Annotated in this window: 19 protein-coding genes; 9 read left to right on the top strand and 10 right to left on the bottom strand. The window is 37.9% G+C overall.

The annotated features are described in order from the left end of the window. Positions 1-894: 894 nt before the first annotated feature. The 3 genes from F938_RS04950 to F938_RS04940 all read right to left on the bottom strand — a co-directional run bounded on the left by F938_RS04950 (position 895) and on the right by F938_RS04940 (position 2,884). Positions 895-1,323: a MerR family transcriptional regulator gene (locus F938_RS04950; RefSeq protein WP_004831433.1), complete on the bottom strand. Its 429-nt coding sequence runs from the start codon at positions 1,321-1,323 to the stop codon at positions 895-897. Between the two features lies 1 nt (position 1,324). After that, positions 1,325-1,897: an SRPBCC domain-containing protein gene (locus F938_RS04945; RefSeq protein WP_005029935.1), complete on the bottom strand. Its 573-nt coding sequence runs from the start codon at positions 1,895-1,897 to the stop codon at positions 1,325-1,327. 285 nt (positions 1,898-2,182) lie between these two features. Next, on the bottom strand, positions 2,183-2,884 hold the full coding sequence (locus F938_RS04940) for a YidX family protein (RefSeq protein ID WP_005029934.1): 702 nt from the start codon (positions 2,882-2,884) through the stop codon (positions 2,183-2,185). Between the two features lie 307 nt (positions 2,885-3,191). Between F938_RS04940 and F938_RS04935 the strand changes: the two genes are divergently transcribed. From F938_RS04935 to F938_RS04925, 3 genes are all read left to right on the top strand, one after another. Continuing rightward, positions 3,192-3,836: an RluA family pseudouridine synthase gene (locus F938_RS04935; protein ID WP_010590944.1), complete on the top strand. Its 645-nt coding sequence runs from the start codon at positions 3,192-3,194 to the stop codon at positions 3,834-3,836. Positions 3,837-3,975: 139 nt separating this feature from the next. After that, on the top strand, positions 3,976-6,813 hold the full coding sequence (rapA, locus tag F938_RS04930; RefSeq protein ID WP_005029931.1) for an RNA polymerase-associated protein RapA: 2,838 nt from the start codon (positions 3,976-3,978) through the stop codon (positions 6,811-6,813). Between the two features lie 807 nt (positions 6,814-7,620). Continuing rightward, positions 7,621-9,315, top strand: coding sequence for an AMP-binding protein (locus F938_RS04925; RefSeq protein WP_005029930.1), 1,695 nt, complete (start codon positions 7,621-7,623; stop codon positions 9,313-9,315). An 85-nt stretch (positions 9,316-9,400) separates the two neighbouring features. Here the strand turns inward: F938_RS04925 and F938_RS04920 are convergent, their stop codons facing one another. The 3 genes from F938_RS04920 to fabR all read right to left on the bottom strand — a co-directional run bounded on the left by F938_RS04920 (position 9,401) and on the right by fabR (position 12,572). Beyond that, the gene (locus F938_RS04920) at positions 9,401-10,417 is read right to left on the bottom strand and encodes an AI-2E family transporter (RefSeq protein WP_004831423.1); all 1,017 of its coding nucleotides are present in this window, start codon (positions 10,415-10,417) and stop codon (positions 9,401-9,403) included. 591 nt (positions 10,418-11,008) lie between these two features. Continuing rightward, the gene (dapB, locus tag F938_RS04915; protein WP_005029929.1) at positions 11,009-11,833 is read right to left on the bottom strand and encodes a 4-hydroxy-tetrahydrodipicolinate reductase; all 825 of its coding nucleotides are present in this window, start codon (positions 11,831-11,833) and stop codon (positions 11,009-11,011) included. 43 nt (positions 11,834-11,876) lie between these two features. Continuing rightward, positions 11,877-12,572, bottom strand: coding sequence for an HTH-type transcriptional repressor FabR (fabR, locus tag F938_RS04910; protein WP_005029927.1), 696 nt, complete (start codon positions 12,570-12,572; stop codon positions 11,877-11,879). A 140-nt stretch (positions 12,573-12,712) separates the two neighbouring features. On the opposite strand from fabR, the gene F938_RS04905 reads away from it, so the two are divergent. The 4 genes from F938_RS04905 (at position 12,713) to F938_RS04890 (ending at position 16,092) form a co-directional block, all read left to right on the top strand. Beyond that, entirely contained in the window at positions 12,713-13,780 is a 1,068-nt protein-coding gene (locus tag F938_RS04905; RefSeq protein WP_005029926.1) for a ferredoxin reductase, read from the top strand. A gap of 12 nt (positions 13,781-13,792) precedes the next feature. Continuing rightward, complete coding sequence (locus F938_RS04900; RefSeq protein WP_005029925.1) at positions 13,793-14,887, top strand: fatty acid desaturase family protein; 1,095 nt, start codon at positions 13,793-13,795, stop codon at positions 14,885-14,887. A gap of 98 nt (positions 14,888-14,985) precedes the next feature. Then, positions 14,986-15,627, top strand: coding sequence for an SMI1/KNR4 family protein (locus tag F938_RS04895; protein ID WP_005029924.1), 642 nt, complete (start codon positions 14,986-14,988; stop codon positions 15,625-15,627). 36 nt (positions 15,628-15,663) lie between these two features. Continuing rightward, complete coding sequence (locus tag F938_RS04890) at positions 15,664-16,092, top strand: hypothetical protein (RefSeq protein ID WP_005029923.1); 429 nt, start codon at positions 15,664-15,666, stop codon at positions 16,090-16,092. A 26-nt stretch (positions 16,093-16,118) separates the two neighbouring features. On the opposite strand, the gene F938_RS04885 is transcribed toward F938_RS04890, so the two are convergent. The 3 genes from F938_RS04885 to F938_RS04875 form a co-directional block, all read right to left on the bottom strand. Continuing rightward, the gene (locus tag F938_RS04885; protein WP_005029922.1) at positions 16,119-16,886 is read right to left on the bottom strand and encodes a sulfite exporter TauE/SafE family protein; all 768 of its coding nucleotides are present in this window, start codon (positions 16,884-16,886) and stop codon (positions 16,119-16,121) included. Between the two features lie 142 nt (positions 16,887-17,028). Continuing rightward, a complete protein-coding gene (locus F938_RS04880) occupies positions 17,029-19,233 on the bottom strand; it encodes a TonB-dependent receptor family protein (RefSeq protein ID WP_005029921.1) in 2,205 nt (734 codons plus the stop codon). Positions 19,234-19,450: 217 nt separating this feature from the next. Beyond that, on the bottom strand, positions 19,451-20,155 hold the full coding sequence (locus F938_RS04875) for an SIMPL domain-containing protein (protein ID WP_004831412.1): 705 nt from the start codon (positions 20,153-20,155) through the stop codon (positions 19,451-19,453). A 502-nt stretch (positions 20,156-20,657) separates the two neighbouring features. Between F938_RS04875 and F938_RS04870 the strand changes: the two genes are divergently transcribed. Both F938_RS04870 and F938_RS04865 read left to right on the top strand, forming a co-directional pair. Then, positions 20,658-22,031 carry a diaminobutyrate--2-oxoglutarate transaminase gene (locus tag F938_RS04870; RefSeq protein ID WP_004831411.1) on the top strand — a complete coding sequence of 458 codons (1,374 nt, stop codon included), beginning with the start codon at positions 20,658-20,660 and terminating at the stop codon, positions 22,029-22,031. Between the two features lie 3 nt (positions 22,032-22,034). Further along, the gene (locus F938_RS04865; protein WP_005029918.1) at positions 22,035-23,567 is read left to right on the top strand and encodes a pyridoxal phosphate-dependent decarboxylase family protein; all 1,533 of its coding nucleotides are present in this window, start codon (positions 22,035-22,037) and stop codon (positions 23,565-23,567) included. A gap of 418 nt (positions 23,568-23,985) precedes the next feature. Here the strand turns inward: F938_RS04865 and F938_RS04855 are convergent, their stop codons facing one another. After that, positions 23,986-24,705: a D-Ala-D-Ala carboxypeptidase family metallohydrolase gene (locus F938_RS04855; RefSeq protein ID WP_005029915.1), complete on the bottom strand. Its 720-nt coding sequence runs from the start codon at positions 24,703-24,705 to the stop codon at positions 23,986-23,988. Positions 24,706-24,762: the final 57 nt, after the last annotated feature.

The raw sequence follows: 24,762 nt of genomic DNA, 5'->3' as shown, positions 1-24,762 counted from the left end.
ATATTTATTTCTTTTACCCTCTGAATGCACATGTCATTCGGTTTTATTTCAGCTAAATAGACAGACTTGTCTGTTTGAGTGAATTATAAAGAATCTGTTGTTTTTTACAACAGGTACTTTGTGAATTTGTTTAAACTTTTACCAAATGGCTCAGGTTTGGTGAAAATATATCCGATTTCAATCAGTTTTGTCTCTGATTTTATGCTTCTTCAAAAATTATTTACTGACTTTAATCCATATTGAAACAAATATTTATCTTTAATGGATAGAAACGTATTTAATTTTTTGCCAAAGCAAAGTATCCAAAGCGTTGTAATTAATTGTTGCAAATAGCATGAATCCACATTTTCAATAAAACTGAGATGAGTTGCGGTTGTTATGTAGATTTCATCATTCAATCTAGATGGATAGTCATATATTCAATCTGTTAAGAAATTCATAGGGTAAAATATATTTCTCTTAATCAATAGAATCAATGCGATGAATTTATTGTTTAATCCTATAAAAACTTTCATTGCCACCGTTTGCTTCTAAAGTTTAAATCGTTTTACGTAGGCGATACGATGCGATGCTTTACTTTGCTCAAGCAATTTTTGTTTAACGGTAGTCTTGCGCTGCAACCAAAGCGGTGCTTGGTTTTTGCTCATATACACCCGCTTAACATGACAACATCCATTTCATCTCATGATAGAAAGATCATCGACTATTCAAAAGTAAAAATAAATGAATCTCTAAAAGCTTCTAATAATTTGTATAAAAGTATAAAGCGTATCGGATATGTATGATTGAAATCGAATCACGTGTATGAATAATCAGGCGGTTTGACTGTAAATATAGTCAATCTTTTAACTGATGCTTTGTTTTTAGCAAAAGTTAAGTGTTTACATGATGACATTATTGCGCTTTCGCCTGTTTACTCAACTGATATAAGTTTTCGATCATTTCTTCAATATTGTGCTGATTTTCAATAAAGCTATTCTCCTTGATATATTGTTTGAGATGATCCAAGGTGTTTTTTCCATATTCGAGCAATTGTATTTGTTGGTGAATCAAAGCTTGTTTTTCATCAATGAGTTGGTTGGAAAGTATATTGCAGTTTTCAGATGCTGGCTGTTGACTTAACTCAAGGATATGTTTGATTTCTATTAAGCTAAAACCAATACTTTTTAGCGCAATAATAGATTTGATCTGCTGTTCATGATGCGCTTGATAGTTTCTATAACCATTTTTCAATCGATCTGGGACAAGTATTTTTAATTCCTCGTAAAAGCGTAGCGTATCCGGAGATACGCCATGCTTTTTTGAAAATTGACTAATATTCATTTTATTTTTTCTCGTTAACAGTGTCTGAACATGGATTTGAATCTAAGTTATAAGTTTCAACATAAGTCTTAAATGATACATTCATTTTTCTGAAATTGAGTAATGTTGGTTGAATGACCGCTCGATTTAAAAATGGAATAAGCAGCCCTTTGAAATCTTCAGCTTGAATAAGTTCAGTTGTATTCTCATCCAATGACTGAAAAATGAATTGATGACGACCATTAAACAATCCATTGACATACAATTTTCCTTCCCATTCAAGATGATAGTTTTCTAAGCTGAGCACAACGGGTTGCATTTGAATTTTTACTTTTCCATTCTCATCGTATAAATCAACCTTGATCTGTTGTCCAACTTGTGTTGGGAATTTTTCTATATTGAATAAAGTATTCCATTTTGAATAAGCATCAACACATTTAAATTGTGCCCACACCTGTTCAATGGGCTTATTGATCACGATTTTGGTTTCTATACGAACATGTTTAGTGGGCATGATGGAAGTCGTGATTAACAGCGCCAATAAAATAAAACTTATGCTTAATCGCATGTACCCTTTGCTATATAGAATCTGCATAAAACAACCTCTTTGTTGATTGAGTTAAATTTGATTCTAAGATTGGAGTTGACTCGAAGCTCAAGTGTTAAATTGGTTTATTTGAGCCAGCCACGTTTTGAAAAATATATTAAATTGGGGGGGAGTGCATCTGGATTGCTATGTGTAAAGCTCAAATTTTAGTGTGGTTTTTATAGAATTTTGCCAGCCACAAAAAACTAAATTTTCACTGAGAACGAAAATTTAGTTTTTTATCAGACCTATCACTTACAAGAACACGATCAAAGTTATGGTTTATGATAAAGTTCAATCAAAAATTTTATGTATCGCTTGGAACGGTAAAGTGACGACATCAAAAGCGACTGCGAATGGGAAAAGCACCAATTTATCTGCTGTTTTACTTCCTGCTTTTGAGTAATCTGTTACCTGTTCAGTTGTATAAATACTGACTTGATAGGGTTTGCTTAATGCTTTTAGGGATGCAATGTTTGAAGCAGGTGGATAAATACGACCTGACAAGGCAATATTAAAGCAGAAACGTTGTGCTTTTAATCGTTGGTCACTTGAGGTTGTACATTCTTCCGCACCATTTTCAATGAAAAACTCACGGTCTTGCTTGGTCACATCTTCAGAAAGTTTGATATAGCGCAACGGAAGCGTTCCTGCAAACTCACCATCATTCTTTGCTGAATAAAAGGTAAGTTCTCTATCAATTTGGATCAGTTTTGGGTCAAGCCCTGTAATGACTTTGGCAAATCGTGTACCACCTTGAGTTAATACATAATTATTTTTTTGCCCAGCAATGACGATACTGTCAGCAGGGAGATCTGAAAGACCAGAAGCGGGTTTACCAAAGGCGACTACATTGTCCGAAGTTAAAACATGTTTGACACTGTGCGTCCGAACTCCATTATCTTTTTTTAGAAGGGTAGAGGTCGCACAACCTGTCATTACAAATGCAGAAAATAGGCAAATTGACAATGTAAACTTATTATTGAATTTATTCATGCTTTACTCTTTTCTAACGATGCTTCTGTTTATAGCATTTAAGAAAATCAGTGTTAAGATTTTAAGCTACCAAAAAATAAGCTAAAAATTATTTTTTTAATGATTTTACTGTATTTGAGACAAATAGATTGGCAAAAAGTATCTTGACGCATGATTGCTTTAAAGAATTTCAGATGATTTTTGCATAATTGTACGATTTATTATTGTTTCTTTAGAATAATCGAATAAATCAGATAATTTTGATTGTATTTTTAGTCCAAGATTCTTAGAATTGCCTGCTTGTTTGCGTGATCATTGGAACTGAACTTTGAGTAATTTTCTAACCGAACACCTGATACATCTTGATGATGATTTTATGGTGATTGATAAGCCAGCAGGCATACTCACTGTTCCTGGAAAAACAGCAGATTTACAAGATTGTGTGATCAATAGATTATTAGAAATCGAAGCCAAGACTTTACTCATTCATCGTTTAGATCGTGATACTTCTGGTATTTTAGTTTTTGGGTTAAGCAAATGGGGACAGAAAACCATTTCGCGGCAGTTTCAAGAGCGCCAAACCGCTAAAATTTATCAAGCCGTTGTTGCAGGAACCTTAGCAGGTGAGGGTACTGTAGATGTTCCTGTGGTGTATGATCCCGAACATCCTCCTTTACATATTGTAGATCCAGCACATAACAAGCCAGCTTTAACACACTGGAAAGCAATCGAGCATTTTCATATTCAAGAACAGGCTGTAACTCGGGTGCAATTAACACCGATTACAGGACGGTCACATCAGTTACGTGTACATATGCAATATTTAGGTCATCCCATTATTGGTGATACTTTATATGCAACCGTAGAACAGCAGCAGCTTACGCCAAGATTATGTCTACATGCACAACAACTCAGTTTTCATCATCCTAAAACAGAGGAGCTTGTACAATTTGATTGTCCAGTTCCGTTTTAGTCAAAATTTTTAAGTTGAAATTAAGTCGCTCAAAATTTAATGAGCTTTATGTCAAAAAGTATTGCGTAATGGGTGTAAACTTTGTTCAAATATTCTCCTGATTTGAGCAACCATGTTTCAGCCCTAACATGAGATAAAGGTGGAAAAATTGCAACAATTTGCTATAGGTCAACGTTGGTTATCGGACACAGAAACTGAGTTAGGTTTAGGTGTATTGATTGATGTCGATGAACGTTCAATCAGTATTCTTTTTCCGAAAAGTGACGAAACTCGTGTCTATGCACGTAATAATGCACCTCTATCTCGTATTGTTTTCAATGTTAATGATGAAGTTCAAGATCAAGAAGGGATTAAATGGATTGTCGAATCCTTTGATGACCGCAATGGTGTGATTCGTTATAACGTGATTCGTACCTTGGACAATGGTGAGCAAGAGAAAAAGGCATTGAATGAAACGCGTATTGGTGCGCAAATTCAACTATCAAAACCTTTAGAGCGCTTACTCGCAAGCCAAATTGATTATAAGGAATGGTATGACTTGCGTATTGAGGCAATGCAGATGCAAGCCAATATGCAAACCTCTCCTTTACGTGGCTTGGTTGGCGCACGAGTTGGATTGATTCCTCACCAACTCTATATTGCACATGAAGTGGGTAAACGCTTTGCCCCACGTGTGTTATTGGCTGATGAAGTTGGTCTAGGAAAAACTATTGAAGCGGGATTGATCATTCATCAACAGCTTAAAACAGGTCGTTCTGAACGTATTTTGATTTTGGTGCCAGATTCACTGCAATATCAGTGGATGATTGAGATGCGTCGCCGTTTCAATTTAAATTTCTCACTGTTTGATTTGACTCGTACAGCTTCGATCAAAGAACACGATCCTGAACTCAATCCATTCTTGACTGAACAATGTATTATTGCTTCTGTAGACTTGATGATCGACCATGATGACTTGCGTGAACAAGCGATTGAAGCAGGTTTTGATTTGCTGGTTGTCGATGAAGCTCATCACTTGATGTGGAGTGAGGAAGAGGGTGGCAACGATCGTTACGATTTGGTTGAAGAGCTTGCTGAAAAGACAGAAGGTGTATTGCTTCTTACTGCAACACCTGAGCAGTTAGGTGTAGAAAGCCATTTTGCGCGTTTACGTTTACTTGATCCACAACGTTTTAGTTCACTTGATCGCTTCTTGGATGAAGAAGAGCAATATCATCATACTGCGAAAATCGCTGAAGTATTGATGTCTGATTTGCCTCTTGAAGCTGAACATTTGGCAGCAGTTGAAAAACTATTGGGTCATCCAATTGAAGATCAACCTGAACACCGTTTCCGTGCCATTCATGAACTTTTAGATCGTCATGGTACAGGTCGTATTTTATTCCGTAATACACGAGAAGCGATTCAAGGTTTTCCTGGACGTGATTGCCAGCCAGCAGCTTTGCCTGCACCAGAGAACTGGTCTAAAGATGGTAAATTACGTGAGCAAATGTGGCCGGAAGAAGGACAGCTTGATGGCGCGTGGATGGAAACTGATCCACGTGTGACATGGCTCATGGAGCGTTTGCGTTCAGATTTAAAGCATAAAAAAGTGTTGTTGATTGCACGTAGTGGTCCAGTCGTTGAAGCGCTTGAAAATGCGTTACGTATCCATGCAGGGATTCGTACAGCAATGTTCCATGAAGGTATGACCTTGTTGGAACGTGACCAAGCTGCGGCTTACTTTGCTGAAGATTCCTATGGTGCACAGATTTTACTGTGTTCTGAAATTGGTTCGGAAGGACGTAATTTCCAGTTTGCTTCGGATCTGGTACTTTTCGACTTGCCTGCAAATCCTGATGTATTAGAGCAGCGTATTGGACGTTTGGATCGTATTGGACAAGAAAATCGTATTCAGATTCATGTGCCTTATCTGATTGGTACTGCACAAGAGCGTATGTTCCGTTGGTATAATGAAGCACTCAACATTTTCAGTAATATTTCGCCAACAGCGCAAACGCTGCAAGAAAACTTTATTGTTGATTTAAAAGAATGTTTATTGGCAGATAAAGGACAGGCTTTCGAAGACTTGCTTGAAGCGGTCAATGTACAGCGTCAAGCGCTTGAAGCAGAGTTGCAAGATGGTCGTGACCGTCTGTTAGAGTACAATTCATGCCGTCCGATCGTGGCGCAGGAGATTGTCACTGCATTAGAAGACTATGATGACAACACTTTATTGCCGATGTTCATGAAGCGTTTTATGGCATCGACCAATATTGATTTCGATGAGCAAAGTAACGGTACTGTCATCATCAAACCGACAGACCAGATGCAAGTGCAAGGTTTGGATATTGATGAAGAAGGCATGACTGCGACATTCTATCGTGATCAGGCACAGATTCGTGAAGATGCACAATATTTAACACTGGAGCATCCTTTCACTGAAAGTGTGATGGAAATCATTCGTACTCAATCTTTTGGCAGTACCAATGTTGCAATTCTTAAAACCAATGCGCTTAAACAAGGGACGATCTTGTTAGAGGTTTGGTTTAAAGTAGATGTGATTGCACCAAAAGCTTTGAATCTTCCATCAAGTTTACCGACGCAATTGATTCGTGTTCTATTGACTGAAACAGGTCAGGACATTACCGCGAAGCTTGATCCAGAAATCATTAAGCCGTATTTGCATCATTTAGATAGTAATAGCTGTCGCCAAGTGGTTAAAGCTCGTCGTGAAGTGATTGAGCAGCGTTATGCTCAAGCGCTTGATATTGCAAAAGGTGCATTACCACAACTTAAAGAACAAGCGAAAGAGATTTACGGTAGTAAATGGCAATATGAAATTGATCGCTTGAGCTATTTAAAACAATTTAATCCAAGTATTCGTACTGATGAAATTCAACGTTTACAGAAATTTCAGAAAGAAGGTTTAGCTTTATTGGATGGCTTGTCCGTAACACCAGAAGCCATTCAAGTATTGGTCGTGGTTAAACCTTAATTCGATTTCTAATTGTTGTATTAAAAAAGCTCCTTCGGGAGCTTTTTTGTATCTATTCATGGAGATTTATAGGATCAATGCATTGATGAATTGTTTGCTGGTGAATAAGTTTTAAGTAAATACATTCTGTTTTTGTTTTGAGTGATACCATTAAAGAAAACTTGCATAATATAGTGAGTCTATTAAAAAATCATACAGTAAATATAATTTTTAGACCGATAAAATCAATATATTGCTTGATGATATAAAGTTTGCAATGCCACGCTTTACATCTAAAGTTTAAATTGATTCGCGTAGGCGATACTTTACTTTTCAGAGATGAAAAGTAACAAAAATCTTTCGTCAGTCAAAGGGGATATCCATATCGCCCTTGACCGACGGCGACATCCATGTCGCCAACCGCGATAGCGACGATAAGTAAAATTGGCTGATAGAAAAAGCAAAGCTTATTTCATTTATATTAAGTGAATCATATTGATTGGTATGATTGTGACTAAAAAATTAAAACACAATGTGCTAGCTTAATTGTAGCACCTGATATTTTATCAGTGAGATATCATGTTTGAGTAGGGGGCTATGATTGAGCCAGTATCAACCGTAAATAATTAGCGAATTTATATATACATCTCAATTCATTTTATGCTATTAAAATAAAGTGCTTTCCGTTTCAAGGATTGAATATGGATTGAAGTTTGTTTGTACATTGTCACTTTTTCATCCAATATTTTTTTCACATATTCATCAATCAGATTTAAAGCTGAAAGCCTCTACCAGAGATAAAAACTTACAATAAATGGAAGAAACGATATGGAAAACAAGGATTTTGTTGAGTTTCATGATACCCATGTGCATTATTTACTTCACTGGGAAAAACATTTACCGCAAAAACAGGCATTTGTTCAGCCGCTTGCCAATGGGGAGGTGGTGTCTTATACATGGTCTGAAGTTGCATCACAAGTTCGACGAATGGCTGCTTACCTGCAATCCTTGGGATTACCTGAACAAAGTGCGATTGCGATTTATGGAAAAAATAGCGCAAATTGGATCATGGCAGATTTAGCGATTTGGATGGCTGGCTATGTTTCTGTACCACTTTATCCGACATTAAATGCTGAAGGTGCGACCTATGTACTTAATCACAGCGAAGCAAAATTATTGTTTATTGGAAAGCTTGACGGCAAAGCAGACAGTTGGAATGAAGTCAAACCCGTCATTCCACAAGATTTGCCATGTATCACGCTAAATTTATCACCTGAATATGATGCACCCTCATGGAATGAGATTGTTCAGACGACTGAACCGCTGCAAGACCCTGCTTTACCAGATAAAAATACATTGGCAACCATCGTCTATACCTCGGGAAGTACCGGTGCACCCAAGGGGGTAATGCAAAGCTTTGGAACGATTTTGGCAGGTGCACGGGAACTTAAAACCATCTATCAAGTCAATGAGAATGACCGAGCATTATCTTATTTACCACTGGCTCATGTGGCTGAACGTATTTTTATTGAAACCTCGTTGATGGTGTGTGGATTCACTGTTTATTTTGCAAATTCGCTAGAAACGTTTATAGAAGATTTAAATCGTGCTAAACCTACCTTATTCTTTTCAGTTCCACGGCTTTGGACAAAATTTTATTTAGGAATTAATGAAAAAATTCCTCTACATGTCCAAAAAGTTTTGTTCAAAATTCCGCTTGTAGGCAATTTACTCAAAAAGAAATTATTAACTAAATTGGGATTAAATCATGTGCGTTATGCTTTTACAGCAGCAGCACCTTTACCGATTGATATCTTAATGTGGTACAGGAATTTAGGCTTGGAATTGCTCGAAGTCTATGGAATGACTGAAAACTGTGGCTATTCGCATGTCACACGAGTAGGACAGTTTGCCATGGGCTATGTTGGGCATGTGCAACCGAAGGTAGAATGTAAAATCGATGAAAATGGCGAAATTTTAGTAAAAAGCCCAGGAACCATGTTGGGGTATTATAAAAATCCAGAAAAGACAGCAGAAGATATCACTGCAGATGGATTTTTACGTACTGGTGATCTAGGTGAAATTGATCAACAAGGGCGTTTAAAAATCACAGGGCGGATTAAAGACATTTTTAAAACCTCTAAAGGAAAATATGTCATGCCTGTTCCGACAGAACAGAAATTGGGGAACAATGCTTTAATTGAGTCTGTATGTGTGGGTGGTTCGAGCCAACCACAGCCTGTTGCTTTTATCATGTTGGCAGAGGATATACGGCTTCATTTAAAGCAGAATGGACAAAAAGATGATATTGAAAATACACTAAAAACTTTAAGGACGACAATCAACGAAGAGCTTGAGCCACATGAAAAGCTGAGTTTCTTTGTGATTGTCAATGAGCCATGGACTATGGAAAATGATTTGCTCACACCGACAATGAAGATTAAACGTAATAAGATTGAAAGCCGTTATGCACCATTTCTGGATAATTGGGCGCAACAAAAGCAAGAGATTGTTTGGGAATAATTGCTTGAAAACGACCAAATCAAACCTGTAAAAAAGACGCTTTAAAGCGTCTTTTGAATGAATGAGGTTTTACTTTGCATTCTACTTAAATCATTTCAGCTTGTTTAAGCTCAAGTTTGAGATAAGCATAGAAAACAGGTGCAATAATTAAGCCTGCAAGTCCGAAAAGAGATTCAAAAACCAGCATTGCCAATAATACTTCCCACGATGCTGCATGGATTTTGGTTCCAATAATTTTTGCATTGATAAAATATTCAAGTTTATGAATAAAGATCAAATAGAGCAGTGCAATACCGGCTGTGGATACTGAAATGGTCAAGCCTGCAATCACAATAATCGTATTGGAGAGTAAGTTCCCAACGATTGGAATAAGCCCAAAAATAAATGTCAGAATCACTAATGTATTGGCAAAGGGCAACTGTACACCAAAAGCAGGGAGCAGTAGGTGTGAGAACAGCAAAAATAAGAAAGTATTAATCAATGAGATTTTAAATTGAGCAAAAACTACATTCTTAAAAGAGCTGGAAAGATTTTCAATCCGAGTGATCATGGCTCGTTTAAATGCAGGTTGGTCAGGTTGCGGATGTAGGCGATTTAATGAAACCAGTATTCCGACAATCATCCCGATGAGCATCGTGGCTAAGTTATGTAAAAAACCAGTTCCAGTATTTTTTAAAGTTGATAAATTATCTTTAATTAGATCAAAGGTTTGGTCTTTTAATTCAGTTAAAGAATAGGGAATAAAACTTGGGAAATACTGGGCAACTTCAAGTTGCAGTTTTTGTAGTGTTTGATCTACTTGATCGCTAATGGCATGGATTCCAGCACCTTGCAAATCATGTTGCACAAAACTGATAAGACCAGTGATGCTCAATACAATCAGAGAAATAATAATGATCGCGAGTACAATACTGATGGTCAGTCGTGCTCGTTGACCATCAATATATTTTTCCGTGACCGTGCCTAGACTGTTAATGATTTCAAAAACAACAAATCCTGCAAAAAAAGATGCGAGTAAATGTAGTGGAATGAGTAAAGACAAAAAGATCAGCATAAGCAAATAACTTGCAATAATGCTTTGACGATCATTTAACATTTTCATGTGAATTTGGCTCAATTATACAATTGATGTATGGGTCATAAAAACCGCAACTAAATTTAAACCGCTCTAGCTTTGGACGACAACAACTATTTTTATATATGAATCTTAATTCTATGTGAAATATTTTGCATCAATATTGAATGAAATATATTCTTTCACTATTGCTAAGTTAACCTGAGTTCGATAAAAATCCTTGATGAAATATGATACTCAGAAACGTCATCCGCAACTGTTCGAGGCAGGACTACTTTTATAAGATATTGTTTCTGCGACTGATTATATGTATTGCTGGTGGTTGACGAGTTTTGCGGTGAGCAGCGATACCGCTGCGCAAGATGGTTGCCCTTGCGGAGCTTCGCTCCTCATGCCAAAACAAAAGATACAAGTATGGCGAGCCGCAGGCTGATCCAAAAAATGGATGAAAACTCAGCAAGACTCCGCATAAATTTATTGTTTTTCAATAAGTTAAAGGTGTGCTTGCGTCGAACTCACGTTAAGTTATTAAAGTTATTCCGGCATAAAGATTTAAATGGCTTGAGTTCTCAATGGAAGCTCTAGATGGAAATTTAAAAGTGAGTTGGCATTGAAATGCTAATCTGGATGAAAATGGATGACATCTTGCATATCATATAAACCAGATGGTTGAGTCATGCTCCACACTGCTGCGCGAACAGCGCCCGTAGCAAAATTCATACGATTGGTTGCAATATGTTTGATTTCAACTTGCTCACCATGACCAAAAAAAATCGTGCTGTGTTCACCCACGATATCTCCTCCCCGAATTGCTTGTAATCCAATACTTTGTGGATCTCGTTCAGCTTGATTGCCCAAGCGCTGATAAACAGCGAAATCAGAGAGAGATGTCTGCCTTACTTCGGAAATTGCATCAGCGTACATCAAGGCTGTCCCTGATGGGGCATCTATTTTATGGCGGTGGTGGGCTTCAATTATCTCAGTTTCAAAATCACGCCCGAGTAATTGTGCTGCTACACGTACCAAGTCGACTGATAAATTGACGCCTATGGAATAATTACCTGAATGTACAACAGTGATTGTTTGAGCTGCTTCTACAATACGCTGATTCAATGCTTTAGATAGACCTGTAATACCAATAATGATTGGTTTGTTTGCTTGTTGACAGGTTTCAAGGTGATGAGACAAAGCTTCAGCTGTGGTGAAATCAATCACCACATCACAATTTTGAATAACTGCTGCTAAGTCTTCATAAATGATGACATCTAAGGAGTCTCGATTGAAATATGTACCGAGTTCTTGACCAATAGATGGACTTCCGGCTCTGCCTGTCGCAACCGTAATGTGTAATCCAGCTTGAATAGATGCTTGAACAAGCATTTGTCCCATTCTACCTGTCACACCAAGTATACCTACGCGGATATTCTGTTGATTTTTGCTCATTATTGGATGCTTATAATGGTATGAGGTCGTTGAAGTAAAGGGATTATTTAATTTGTGCTTCATCCAGATGACGAGAGCCTTCAAGTAACATCCGAATCATAATCATGGTTTGCTCCGCAACTTCCTTGCGTTCAGCGGCTGGCAAATCAATCACATTCGCACCCATATTAAAGACCAACTGTGTAATGGCTTTAGCCACTAAATCAGGATGAGTCAGTTTACTGTGATTAATTCGCTCAATTCGAATCAAGTCTTCCTGTAATTCTTGTTGAAAGTAATTTAACTGTTTTTCAACAGCCAATTTATATTGTTTTGATCCAGTATAGCCTTCACGCAGTAATAAGCTTAGATTACCTTCATCGGCATCTAATTGTTCAATAAAAACTTCTACAGAACTACGAATAATACTGCTTTGTCTTACGGCCTTGATGCGTGCTTCATGCAAAATTTGACGCAATACCACACCTGAACGATCAATTAATTCAATCGCCAATTCATCGATGTCTTTAAAGTGTCGATAAAAGCTATTCGGCGCAATCCCGGCTTCACGAGCAACTTCTCTTAAGCTCAGTGAAGAAATACTTTTTTGTGGACCAATTAAATTTAATGCTGCTTGGAATAATTCTTCTTTGGTAATGGTTGCTTTGCGTCCAACGGTACGTACAGAAACTTTTTCAAGCTCATGAATTTGATCTTGAACAGAAGAGGCGTTCTGAGGTAATGCTGACGTTGGATTCATAAATTATCAAATCTTTAAAATATTTTTCATTATAGCGGTTGCGATTACATAAGTGAAATGTCTAGATACAATACGGTTATATATACAAATATATATACATGTGTATAATAATTAAAATTCACTCAGATGGTGAGCTCAACATGCACGCTATTGAAAAGCAAAAATCTCCTGTAACGTCTATATTTGATATGGTATTGGGGAATGATACTGCCAATTTTTGGCTACAAAAAATTAATCCTTTGTGGTCTGTTCAACAAGCATTAGGGGAAATTGTTGAAAAGAAACAATCAGCTGCAGACACTGTAAGTCTAAAAATTAAAACGAATCGTCATTTTAAAATGGGGCAGGCAGGTCAACATCATCCAGTCGTGGTTGAAGTCAACGGTCGACGCTATGAGCGTACATATAGTCTGACACAACTGGATCAACAACATGTCTTGCTTACTGTAAAAAAAGTTGAAAAAGGTGTTGTTAGTCAATGGTTGATTGATCATATCCAAATCGGTGACATCATTGAGTTTGGTCAACCTTATGGCGATATGCTGCTTCCTGAAACGGTACATCCACTGATTTTATTGGCAGCGGGCAGTGGCATCACACCGATGTACAGTTTGATTCAGGCTTTATTATCGAAACATCAAATGGATCAACAGCCTGTACATCTACTGTATTGGGTTAAAAAGCAAAGTGATGTGGTGTTTCAGCAATATTTTGAACAATTGTCACAGCAATATCCGCAATTTAAATTCGATGTATTTTATACACAAGAAGCACCAGCGGATACACGTTTGAATACAGAGTATCTCTACCTGATTAAAAACTTAGAACTGAGTACAGTCTATGCCTGTGGACCATCAGGTTTTGTCGCAACAGCAGAACAGTTGTTTGAAAATGCCAAACAATTTAGAAGTGAGGCATTTAGTTTAAGCCCTGTAAAATCAGATGATACAGGCTTTGTAAATGTTACTTTAACCAAATCCAATAAAGTGATAGCAATTCCAAAAGGGCAGGCAATTTTAGTCGGTCTAGAACAGCAAAATGTTAAACCAGAACATGGCTGTCGAATGGGAATCTGCAATAAATGTGCATGCAATAAAGTACAGGGCGCAACGCAAAACTTGGTAAATGGTCAAGAGAATGCGGAACCAAATAATTTACTGAGAATCTGTGTAAATACAGCTCAGACTGATTTAGTGATTGATATTTAAGCGAGTTTTACCATGAATATGCCAGTTAAAATTCAATATTTTAAAAATACCAAAAATCGTGAACTGAGTCAGACTGAGTTGGATGAACTTGCACGAGAGTTGGATGCGATTAAGCAAGAAGTCCTGGATGATATTGGCGAGAAAGATGCCAAATACATTAAAAAAGTATATGCCGCTATTCGCTATAGCAGTATTTTAGGACGTGCCTGTTTGTTTGCAGGTTGGTTTCCACCCGCGTGGTTATTAGGGACAGGTTTACTCAGCTTTGCAAAGATCATGGAAAATATGGAACTTGGTCATAATGTCATGCATGGGCAATATGATTGGATGAATGATCCACGTTTTAAAGGAACAACTTACGAATGGGATATTGTGGGGACGTCTGACAATTGGCGTCAAACCCATAACTATAAACATCATACCTATACCAATATTAAAGGCATGGATGATGACATTGGTTATGGCTTGCTACGCCTGTTTCCAGAACAACGTTGGAAGCCGGGTTTTCTGCTTCAGCCTTTATACGCAATTCCTTTCTGCTTATTGTTTCAGTGGGGGGTTGCGATCCAAAACCTTGAAATCGGAAGATTAATCTATAAGCGAAAAACATGGGTGCAATTTAAAGAAGAATGGAAACCAACACAGAAAAAAATCGGTAAGCAGTTTTTTAAAGATTACCTATTTTTTCCTTTGATTGCTGGTCCAGCTGCTTTGCCAGTATTTACTGGTAATTTAGTGGCAAATGGTATTCGTAATATTTGGACATTTAGTATCATTTTTTGTGGTCACTTTACCAAAGATGTTGAAGTTTTTCCTAAAACTGTTTTACAGGATGAAAGCCGTGGTCATTGGTATATGCGTCAGATTCGGGGTTCTTCAAATCTCACAGGGTCTGAAGCATTCCATATTTTAACAGGGCATTTGAGCCATCAGATTGAGCATCATTTATTTCCAGAAGTACCTGCGCGCCGTTATCGTAAAATGGCACCTAAAGTGGAAGCTGTATGTAAAAAATATGGTTTGAACTACAACAATGCCAGTTTGTTTAAGCAGTATGGTCAGGTACTCGGACGTATTGTGAAATATGCTTTTCCATTTAAAAAATAATGAATGCTTTAATATGAAAGCCACTTTTGAGTGGCTTTTTTATTGTCATTGTTTGATTTTTTTGAGTAAACTCTAGTCAAAGGTTATTTCCGCGAATAATGAAAATGATTCAAAAACAATTAGAAGATATACAAAGCTGGTTAGAACAGCATGCGCCACAAATTGCCAAGCAGTCATTGAATCCTGCGGCAAACAGTGTCGAGATTGAAGGCTTTGAACATCAGATTTCAAGAACATTGCCAGAAGATTTTAAAGCACTCTACCGTTGGCATAATGGTATGAATGAAGAAGAGAACCTTGGAAGTTTGTTTTATGGTATGGCGTTTTTATCTCTTGCCACAATTGAAAATAGACGACTAGAGCTTGCAGATCTTGTGGATGAGCTTTTTGTGTTAGAACATGCCGATCCGCAAATTAACCCAAGTAATGCTTATCATCGAGATTGGATTCAGTTTGCACATGACGGTGGAAGAACTGGTTTATATTTGGACTTAGCACCGACAGCTTTAGGTGTCAGTGGGCAGGTCATTTTTATTGATCATGATTATAACGTGGGGATTTTGGTTGCCAATTCGATTGATGACTTACTCCAACAGTTTTGTCAGGATTTACAAGCTGACTTATATCAGTTGAATGAAGAGGCATTAGAAGATGAAAATGAATTTCTAGAAACTGATCCAACGATTGATATCATTAATTGGCATATGAGTGAACGATGGGCACGCCCTGATTTTGAGTAAGTTTTAATTGTGTTGTAAGCACTGTGTGAGAGGTGAATGATTAAATTTCCTAAACTTCAAGATTTCCAGTATGTCTCTGAATTCCAGCATTGGTTTGCCAGCATTGAAAATCAATGGGTTGATGTATTGATTCCAAATGAATATGCCGAGATATTTCCTGAGCAACAGTTTGACTTTTTAAAACTTGCTGAACCTTTGGTTACAGATTTGGTGCAATTTGGAGAACAGTATATTCAGCAATTTTCTGCCTTGGATTTAAGCAATGGTGAATTAAACTCAATCCGATATCATGCATTTAATCATATCTCTTGTATTGAACTTTGTTATATCTTTGAACAAGATCCAAATTTTTTATGGAGTGTCGCCTTTGAACAAAACCCTCAAAGGGGGGATAGGCTTGATGTCGAGTGTTCAAGTTTAGATTATGGCTATAACGCTATTATTTTACATCGGGAACCGATCTAAACGCAGATCTGAAGGGTTGATTTGGATTAGAAAAATAAATCATATCCCATACGTCCAATTAGAAAGATCAAAAGAATCAGAAAGAAAATTCGAATAAAACCACTCCCATATTTAAAGGCGAGGGCGGTTCCTGCGAGAGAGCCGAGTACATTACATACGGCTAAAATAATTCCTGCCATCCATAAAATATGCCCTGCGGGAATAAAGAAAAACATTGCGGAAATATTGGTGGCAACATTGACCAATTTTGCAGAAGCTGAGGCATTTAGAAAATCAAAAGCAAATACTTTAACAAACAAAAACAGCAAGAAGCTACCTGTACCTGGTCCAAAAATTCCATCATAAAAACCAATCAATGCACCAAAAAATAGACCAAGTGCAATTTCTTTTTTTCCAGTTTGTAAAACTGTGTGTATCTTACCTAAATCTTTTTTGGCAAAAGTGTAGATTGCAATCAAGATAAGCAAAAAGAATACGATATAGCGCATCAATTCTTTTGGAATTAAGGAAACAGACATCGCACCGAAGAATGAAAATATAAATGCTGCCAACATGGTCGGCAAGATAAGTTTCCAATTGATAGTCACTTTCTTAAAGTAAGCAAATGCAGATGACACTGTACCTGCCATAGCAATAATTTTATTGGTTCCAAAAACAGTGGCTAAACTTCGAGTCGGAAAAGCATGCATTAACGCAGGTAGGAGTACTAATCCACCACCACCCACGGCAGCATCAATTAAACCCGCGCAAAACGCAAAGAACCCCAAACTCAGCAGTATTGTTTCGTATTCCATTACAGAAGTTCTAACTTATTTTAAGAAAACAATCATAAAAGATATTCGAATAAAAGTAATTAAAAAAGCACAAATCTCATGTTTTGAGATTTGTGCTTAAATTAAAAACAATTTGAAATTCTAAACTGATTTGCCAACCTGATTAGAAATTAACTGAAGTTTGCAAATAGAAAGTGCGTGGTTGCCCTACATACTTTCCACCTGTTGAATCAGAGGAACGAGTAAAATATTCTTTATCAAATACATTTTTAATACCAGCTGCGATTTTTAAACCATAAAAATCTTCACCAAAATCATAGCCTGTACGCACAGCAAAAGTCGAATATCCAGGTATGTCCCCGATACGACCATCTGCACTTTCTACAGTTTGATAAATATTACCTGAGCCAGGTGCATGTTGTTTAGATTGAGCAAACATATCAGCATTGACCGACCATTTGTCAAATGTATAGCTCAGACCTAAATTCCCCACATGGCGTGAATAGTAAGGGAGATCTTTGCCCTCAAATTTTCCAGCCTCTGAGACAGCTTTGGTATAGGTATAATTACTATAGACTTTCAGACCTTCAAGCATGTCATAGAGATGCCCAAAATCGTAATTTAAGCCCAACTCTATACCTTTATGACTGGTTGCACCTAGATTGGTCCAGATCCCTGTACCAATATTATCAGGACGTTCTAATATCAGTTCTTTGTCAAAGTCCAAGTAGAATACAGTGAGTTCTGCGTTTAAACCATTGCCAAGGTATTTGGTACCAATTTCATAGTTATTAGATTTTTCAGGGTGTAATCCATCTAGTGTCGTAACGGCTTGTCCTGCATCAACTTTTGCTAACTGATTATATTGTTGGGGACCAAAGGAAACAGCAGCATTGGCAAAGATATTCCATTGATCATTGAAATTGTATTGCAATGCTAAGCTTGGTAGAAATTCATCCGATTTAATTTTTGGATGTACTGTATTGATGAATTTTCCACTTTGATAAGCGCTATAATCATTATGTGTTTTAATCGATTCAAAACGTACACCCGGGGTAATGGTAAACGCGCCTAATCCAAAACGGTTATCTATATAGAGCGCATGAGCTTTGGTTCCACCTTCGCTGATTGTATTGGCTAAACGTTCGCCTGGTATGCCTGTTGTCGTGTTATATGGTGTTGTACGGCCTGAAAATTCAGAACTGTCTTCTTGTAAATAACGATAGCCTACAGTCACTTCATTGTTCATATTACCCAAGCTATAGGCACGTGAATAACGTGGCTCAATTCCAAAGTATTTATAATCACGTGGAGAGTTGCTAATTCGACTATTTGCAGTACCTTCAATGGCAGACTCTAGATCACTGGTACGGAAAGAATCGACATAGTAGCCTAAGATTTCAAAATTATTCAGTTTGTCTTTATGGCTATATTTCACAGAAACATCAGAACGTCGACCTGCAAAATAATTTCGAAATTGATTGGATTGGTAAGGATTTTTTGCATAGTCAGCGGTGGTTAAACCCTCAGGCATTTCACCGCGACCTTCATAATGATGCAGATTGACCGCCAAAGCATCTTGGTCATTAAACTGATATGAAGATTTCAACATCACATCATCAATATCAATGTCATTATTGGCTTCACGATAACCATTCCCTTTGGTTCCAGAATAGAGTAAGGCAAGCCCTAAACCATTCTCCATTGTTCCGCCAACAAATAGGTTTGGACTGTACTTCAGTTGGTCTGTCCCTGTAGCAAACTCAGTTGTTAAGCCAACTGAACCTGATAATTTCTCAGGAATTGCACGCGTATTGAAGTTGATGATGCCTCCGACATTTTGAGGTCCGAAGCGAACTGTACCTGCACCACGAACGACATCAATAGATTCAATATTACCCATTGACACAGGTGCCATAGATAATTGTGGTTGTCCATAAGGTGCAAAGGATAATGGAACACCATCCATCAAAACTGTAGAGCGTGGCGAGAGACGAGAGGTGAGACCGCGTACACCTAAATTGAGTGATACATCACTTCCACCAGTACCATTACTGTCTTGAACTTGCACACCAGGAACTTGCTTGAGTGCATCACGAATGGAGGTCACCGCAGATTCATCCATTTTTTTACGATCAACAATGCTACGTGCACCAGCATGTTTATGCACTTTTTCAGCATTGGCCTCTTCAAGCCAATTTCCTTCAGCTTGGACGGTAATTGTTTTAAGTGCTTTAGGCGTATCTTCTTGGATATCCTCTGCATAAGATGCTACGGATATAAAACTGAATGAAACTGCAATCGCAAGACTCAGAGGGCTTGGTTTGAACGCTGAGTGACAGCGTGTGTTGTGAATCGAAATATTCATATGCGCTTAAAAATTTGGAATTGTGCGTATCTTAATCTGTTCAATGTTATTTTTAAATCATGATGATTATCATTTAAAACTATGGTTTGGTTAAAATAAGTGGAATTTGTAATAAACAATCAAATTGTTAGGCATAAAGACTTAAAAACCGTGCCTAAGCACGGTTTCTATAAATCTGATTTTTCTATGAATCTGATTTAAAGTTAAATCAACGAGATTATTTAAACTGGATAGAACCATTGGCATTTACTGTGATCTTCGACTCACCAGCAGCCATATTTTGTCCACCAGCATCAGCAGCTTCAAACTTAGCCATAGATGCACGTGCGGCATAAATCGGTTGTGGATAAGAGTTGCTGGTATTGATGTTGATATTCACCAAGTTATAAGACGATTTGTTCCATGCTTGCGTTAAAATTTGCGCACGTTGCTGGAAGTTTTTCGAAGCTTCAACCATTAATTCATTTTCAACTTTTTTACGTTGTTCATCAGACACTGTGAAGTTGATAGACTGGGTTTGGAAGCTGTTTTGCAATTCATTGATTAGTTGGCTTGCTGCTTTAAAGTCTTTACTTTCGATTTGGATTTCAGCACGACCACGCCAATCTTTTAACTTTTGATTGTCATTGTCATATACAGGATAGGTGGTTTGTGAACCTGTTTCGACTTTAACTTGTGGATATTTTTTAGAGATCGCAATGGCTTGATTCATTAATTGAGTGATTTGTGCGGAAAGCTCGGCAGGCTGTTTGTTGGTCTTTTCAATAAACAGTACGGCATGCATTTCATCATTAGACACTTGACGTGTCGCATCTGCTTGAACATTTACGATGTTGTAGTTTAGCGGATCATTATCAGCTGCCATTGTCATTGTGCTCAGTGTAGTTCCCAGAAGTAAAGTGGTTAAAGCTAAGTAACGCATAAGTTATCCTTAAAAATTGTTTGATTAAATTTTATGACCAAAAGATATATTGTATAAATTGAATCTGTTTTTGATGATAATGGTAGTTTGTGGAAAAACTATGGCGGATTTTGTGGTGCATTTGTAATAATTTACATAGAAATTGCAATAATGTTTTATTTAAAAATTTTTTAAAATGAATTGTTTACGCACTTATAGACTATTGGATTTGTATAAGATCGTGTCTTATAGGTAACGTGATTTTAATTGTCTACTTTTCTTTGCTTTGTCACATAGTATGATAATAATACTTGAACTGGATTGAGCTAAATGTTTTTTTCGATAAATGGAGAGTAGATAAGTACATAAAAGTTATTTATTTTCTTGTAAAAAACTGTATTATCGCGCTCCTAGTTATGAATATTAAAAGCTCTCTAACTAGATTTCTATAAAGCACCGAGTCAAAGGACCACAAGTCACCCGACTTATTTCTTTCAACCCATATCAGAGATGGTAATTCGATATGAGCGTTACTTCTGTAAATCCTGCTGCCACTTCCACAAACGAATACTACTTGACTCGCCAAAGTCAGATGGAATCGAATGTTCGTAGTTATCCACGTAAATTACCGTTAGCGATAGCGGAAGCACATGGTTGTTGGGTTACCGATGTTGAAGGTACAAAGTACCTCGATTGTTTAGCTGGGGCAGGAACATTGGCTTTAGGCCATAACCATCCTGCGGTGATTAAAAGTATTCAAGACACTTTAGCAAGTGGTTTACCTTTACATACTTTAGATTTAACAACGCCTTTAAAAGATGCTTTTACTGAAGCACTACTTGAACAACTCCCAGGTGGAAAAGAAGAGTATTGTCTACAGTTCTGTGGTCCATCTGGTGCAGATGGTACAGAAGCAGCGATTAAGTTGGCAAAAACATATACTGGTCGTAGTACTGTGATCAGTTTCTCTGGTGGTTACCATGGTATGACACATGGTGCACTAGCGATGACAGGTAACTTATCTGCTAAAAATGCGGTGAATGGCTTGATGCCAGGCGTACAATTTATGCCATATCCGCATGAATATCGTTGCCCATTGGGGATTGGCGGTGAAGCAGGTGTAGATGCCCTTACCTATTATTTCGAGAACTTCATTGAAGATGTCGAAAGCGGTGTGACCAAACCTGCTGCTGTAATCCTTGAAGCGATTCAAGGTGAAGGTGGTGTTGTGTCTGCACCTGCAAAATGGTTGCAAAAAATCCGTGAAGTGACTGAACGTCATAATATCGTATTGATTTTAGACGAAGTTCAAGCAGGCTTTGCACGTTCAGGTAAAATGTTTGCCTTTGAACATGCAGGTATTGAACCTGATGTTGTGGTGATGTCAAAAGCAGTCGGTGGTAGCCTACCATTGGCTGTATTAGGGATTAAACGTAAGTTTGATGCTTGGCAGCCAGCAGGTCACACGGGGACTTTCCGTGGTAACCAACTTGCTATGGGTACTGGTCTTGCAACGATTAAAACAATCAAAGAGCAAAATCTGGCGAAAAATGCACAAGAACGTGGTGATTTCTTACAAGCTGAATTGAAAAAATTAGCCCAAGAATTCCCATGTATTGGTAATGTTCGTGGTCGCGGTTTGATGATCGGTGTTGAAATTGTGGATGAGCGTAAGCAAGCAGATCATATGGGTTCGCTTCCTGCTGATTCACAATTGGCAGCTGCAATTCAAACAGCATGTTTTAACAATAAACTATTGTTAGAAAAAGGCGGTCGCAGTGGTACGGTGATCCGTCTACTTTGTCCGTTGATCATTACTCAAGAAGAGTGTGAAGATGCAATTGCGCGCTTTAAGAAAGCTGTTGCAGAAGCTCTTGTTGCAGTTCGAGGCGCTTGATTTATGGTAGATTTTGCAGAACATCGTAAAGCGTTACTCTGCAATGATGCTCAATCTATTGCTGACTATGAGTCAGCAATGGCTGAGGCGACTAAAGCAGTCGCAGCATGGTTGCAAAACGATAAAATGTACACAGGCGGAAGTATCAAAGAACTTCGTGAAGCGATTTCTTTTGCGCCGTCTAAACAAGGTTTAGGACTTCACCAGTCGCTTGAGCGTATGGTTGAACTTTTCCTCAATAAAAGTTTAAAAGTACATCACCCACATTCTTTAGCACATTTGCACTGTCCAACGATGGTGACCAGTCAAATTGCTGAAGTGCTGATTAATGCCACAAACCAGTCAATGGACTCTTGGGATCAAAGCCCAGCAGGCTCATTGATGGAAGTTCAATTAATCGATTGGTTGCGTCAAAAAGTAGGTTATGGTGCAGGTCAAGCAGGGGTGTTCACTTCTGGCGGTACACAGTCTAATTTGATGGGTGTACTGTTGGCGCGTGACTGGTGCATTGCCAAGAATTGGAAAGATGAGGATGGTCGTCCTTGGTCTGTTCAACGTGACGGTGTTCCAAACGAAGCGATGCGTAATGTCAAAGTGATTTGCTCTGAAAATGCACATTTCTCTGTTCAAAAGAACATGGCGATGATGGGTATGGGCTTTCAGTCGGTTGTGACTGTACCGGTCAATGAAAATGCACAGATGGATGTCGATGCGCTAGAAAAAACCATGGCGCATTTACAGGCTGAAGGCAAAATTGTTGCTTGTGTTGTTGCGACTGCTGGGACAACCGATGCTGGTGCGATTGATCCATTGAAAAAAATCCGTGAAATCACCAATAAATATGGCTCGTGGATGCATATCGACGCAGCATGGGGTGGTGCACTGATCTTATCAAATGACTATCGATCAATGCTTGATGGTATTGAATTGTCTGATTCGATCACCTTAGACTTCCATAAGCACTATTTCCAAAGTATTTCATGTGGTGCGTTCTTGTTGAAAGATGAAGCGAACTATCGTTTCATGCATTATGAAGCTGAATATTTAAATTCGGCTTATGATGAAGAACATGGCGTACCAAACCTTGTTTCGAAGTCTCTACAAACAACGCGTCGTTTCGATGCGTTAAAATTGTGGATGACCATCGAAAACCTAGGTGAAGAGCTTTATGGTTCAATGATTGATCATGGCGTTAAACTTACTCGCGAAGTGGCAGATTACATCAATGCTACTGCTGGTTTGGAAATGCTGGTTGATCCACAATTTGCATCGGTGTTGTTCCGTGTCGTTCCAGAGAATTACCCTGTGGAATTACTGGATACATTGAATCAAAACGTTGCAGATGAATTATTTGCACGTGGTGAAGCCAATATTGGTGTGACTAAAGTGGGGCAGGTTCAATCTTTGAAAATGACCACTTTAAGCCCAGTTGCGACTTTAGACAACGTGAAGAATCTTCTTGCTTTGGTATTGGAAGAAGCCGATCGTATTAAAGCAGCAATCGCTGATGGTACATATACGCCTGCAATTGACTAGGTTTAAACTATGTTGATTGAAATGAAATAGACTTTGTTTATTTCAAAAAACGCCCGATGAATTTCATTGGGCGTTTTTTATTTAAAGGTGTTTTGATCAAAAATATAGTCAACCTGTCAAAGAACTCAGACGCAAGAATATAATCTCTTTTGATTAAATTAATTTCCTGTAAGAATAAATTATTTGCTTGTAAAGAAGCTTGCAATGCTACACCTTGCATTCAAAGTTTAAATACCTCCACCCAACGGTGACATCCATGTCACCCCACGGTAGGGTAACCATCTAGAACCTAAAAGCACAAAAACGAATTGATCACCTAGTTTTTAAAGTTCATATAGAAACATAAGCTTCATTTATGATCAAATACTTGGTCATAAAAAAAGAGATCTTATCGATCTCTTTTAAATTGAACTTTGACTTAAAAATTACACATTGAGCTATTACGGGTCAAGTCAGGTCCCCAAGTACGATAACCTTGAGTATCAATATGGATTTGTCCTGAAGCATATAGACCTAAGCCCATGTTTAAGTTCTGACCATACTGTGCCCAAAATTGACACAGTTTAAACTTGGTGTGTTCAATATAAGCATAATCTTCAGGTTGAGGGTTTTCAGGACCTATACGAAAGTCGATGGCTGAATTAAATAAATGACGTGAAGAGCCAGCGCCACCCGCACATTGATTCAATGGTAGGTCACGATAAACTGAAGTAACCGTAAAGTCTGTTAAAACTTTAGATGCAACCAGATATTTGAACACTTTCAATGTCGGTAATTGATTATTCCATAGCTCTCGACTTGGAATCATATATTCTGATTTACCGCATTTTTCCCAATCCCGTGCAGTTTTAAATAATTCAAAACTTGGAATAATATTTCCTGCATTGTTTTGTTCAAGAAAACGTTCATAACCACGCGCACGAGACTGGTTGTCACCATACATTAACCATTGACGATAAGAGGCGGGCATGGTTTTTTGTGGGATGGGTCGTTCAATCGTAATTTTTTCTTCAGGAATATAAATACGTTGACCATGCGGTGTGCTAATTGTTGGATTCTTTTGAGGGGAAGATGTACATCCGGCCAGAATCATTGTAGTAACACCGACAGCAAGTAGACCTTTCAAAATAAATTTCATTCTCAATATTAGCTAAAGCAAGTAACGGAGTATTCTAGTCTAGTTTAGGTTGGGTAT

The sequence above is a fragment of the Acinetobacter bereziniae LMG 1003 = CIP 70.12 genome, assembly GCF_000368925.1.
GTDB classification, from domain to species: domain Bacteria; phylum Pseudomonadota; class Gammaproteobacteria; order Pseudomonadales; family Moraxellaceae; genus Acinetobacter; species Acinetobacter bereziniae.
Note: the sequence above shows the minus strand (reverse complement) of the source record. Positions and strands in the feature narration are given on the sequence as shown.

Bases quoted from the DNA above. Each gene is read 5' to 3' on its own strand.
- fabR (WP_005029927.1), bottom strand. From the start codon at position 12,572: ATGAATCCAACGTCAGCATTACCTCAGAACGCCTCTTCTGTTCAAGAT.
- F938_RS04855 (WP_005029915.1), bottom strand. From the start codon at position 24,705: ATGAAATTTATTTTGAAAGGTCTACTTGCTGTCGGTGTTACTACAATG.
- F938_RS04940 (WP_005029934.1), bottom strand. From the start codon at position 2,884: ATGAATAAATTCAATAATAAGTTTACATTGTCAATTTGCCTATTTTCT.
- F938_RS04905 (WP_005029926.1), top strand. From the start codon at position 12,713: ATGCACGCTATTGAAAAGCAAAAATCTCCTGTAACGTCTATATTTGAT.
- F938_RS04900 (WP_005029925.1), top strand. From the start codon at position 13,793: ATGAATATGCCAGTTAAAATTCAATATTTTAAAAATACCAAAAATCGT.
- F938_RS04880 (WP_005029921.1), bottom strand. From the start codon at position 19,233: ATGAATATTTCGATTCACAACACACGCTGTCACTCAGCGTTCAAACCA.
- F938_RS04895 (WP_005029924.1), top strand. From the start codon at position 14,986: ATGAAAATGATTCAAAAACAATTAGAAGATATACAAAGCTGGTTAGAA.
- dapB (WP_005029929.1), bottom strand. From the start codon at position 11,833: ATGAGCAAAAATCAACAGAATATCCGCGTAGGTATACTTGGTGTGACA.
- F938_RS04875 (WP_004831412.1), bottom strand. From the start codon at position 20,155: ATGCGTTACTTAGCTTTAACCACTTTACTTCTGGGAACTACACTGAGC.
- F938_RS04865 (WP_005029918.1), top strand. From the start codon at position 22,035: ATGGTAGATTTTGCAGAACATCGTAAAGCGTTACTCTGCAATGATGCT.
- F938_RS04870 (WP_004831411.1), top strand. From the start codon at position 20,658: ATGAGCGTTACTTCTGTAAATCCTGCTGCCACTTCCACAAACGAATAC.
- F938_RS04950 (WP_004831433.1), bottom strand. From the start codon at position 1,323: ATGAATATTAGTCAATTTTCAAAAAAGCATGGCGTATCTCCGGATACG.
- F938_RS04925 (WP_005029930.1), top strand. From the start codon at position 7,621: ATGGAAAACAAGGATTTTGTTGAGTTTCATGATACCCATGTGCATTAT.
- F938_RS04920 (WP_004831423.1), bottom strand. From the start codon at position 10,417: ATGAAAATGTTAAATGATCGTCAAAGCATTATTGCAAGTTATTTGCTT.
- F938_RS04945 (WP_005029935.1), bottom strand. From the start codon at position 1,897: ATGCAGATTCTATATAGCAAAGGGTACATGCGATTAAGCATAAGTTTT.
- F938_RS04890 (WP_005029923.1), top strand. From the start codon at position 15,664: ATGATTAAATTTCCTAAACTTCAAGATTTCCAGTATGTCTCTGAATTC.
- F938_RS04885 (WP_005029922.1), bottom strand. From the start codon at position 16,886: ATGGAATACGAAACAATACTGCTGAGTTTGGGGTTCTTTGCGTTTTGC.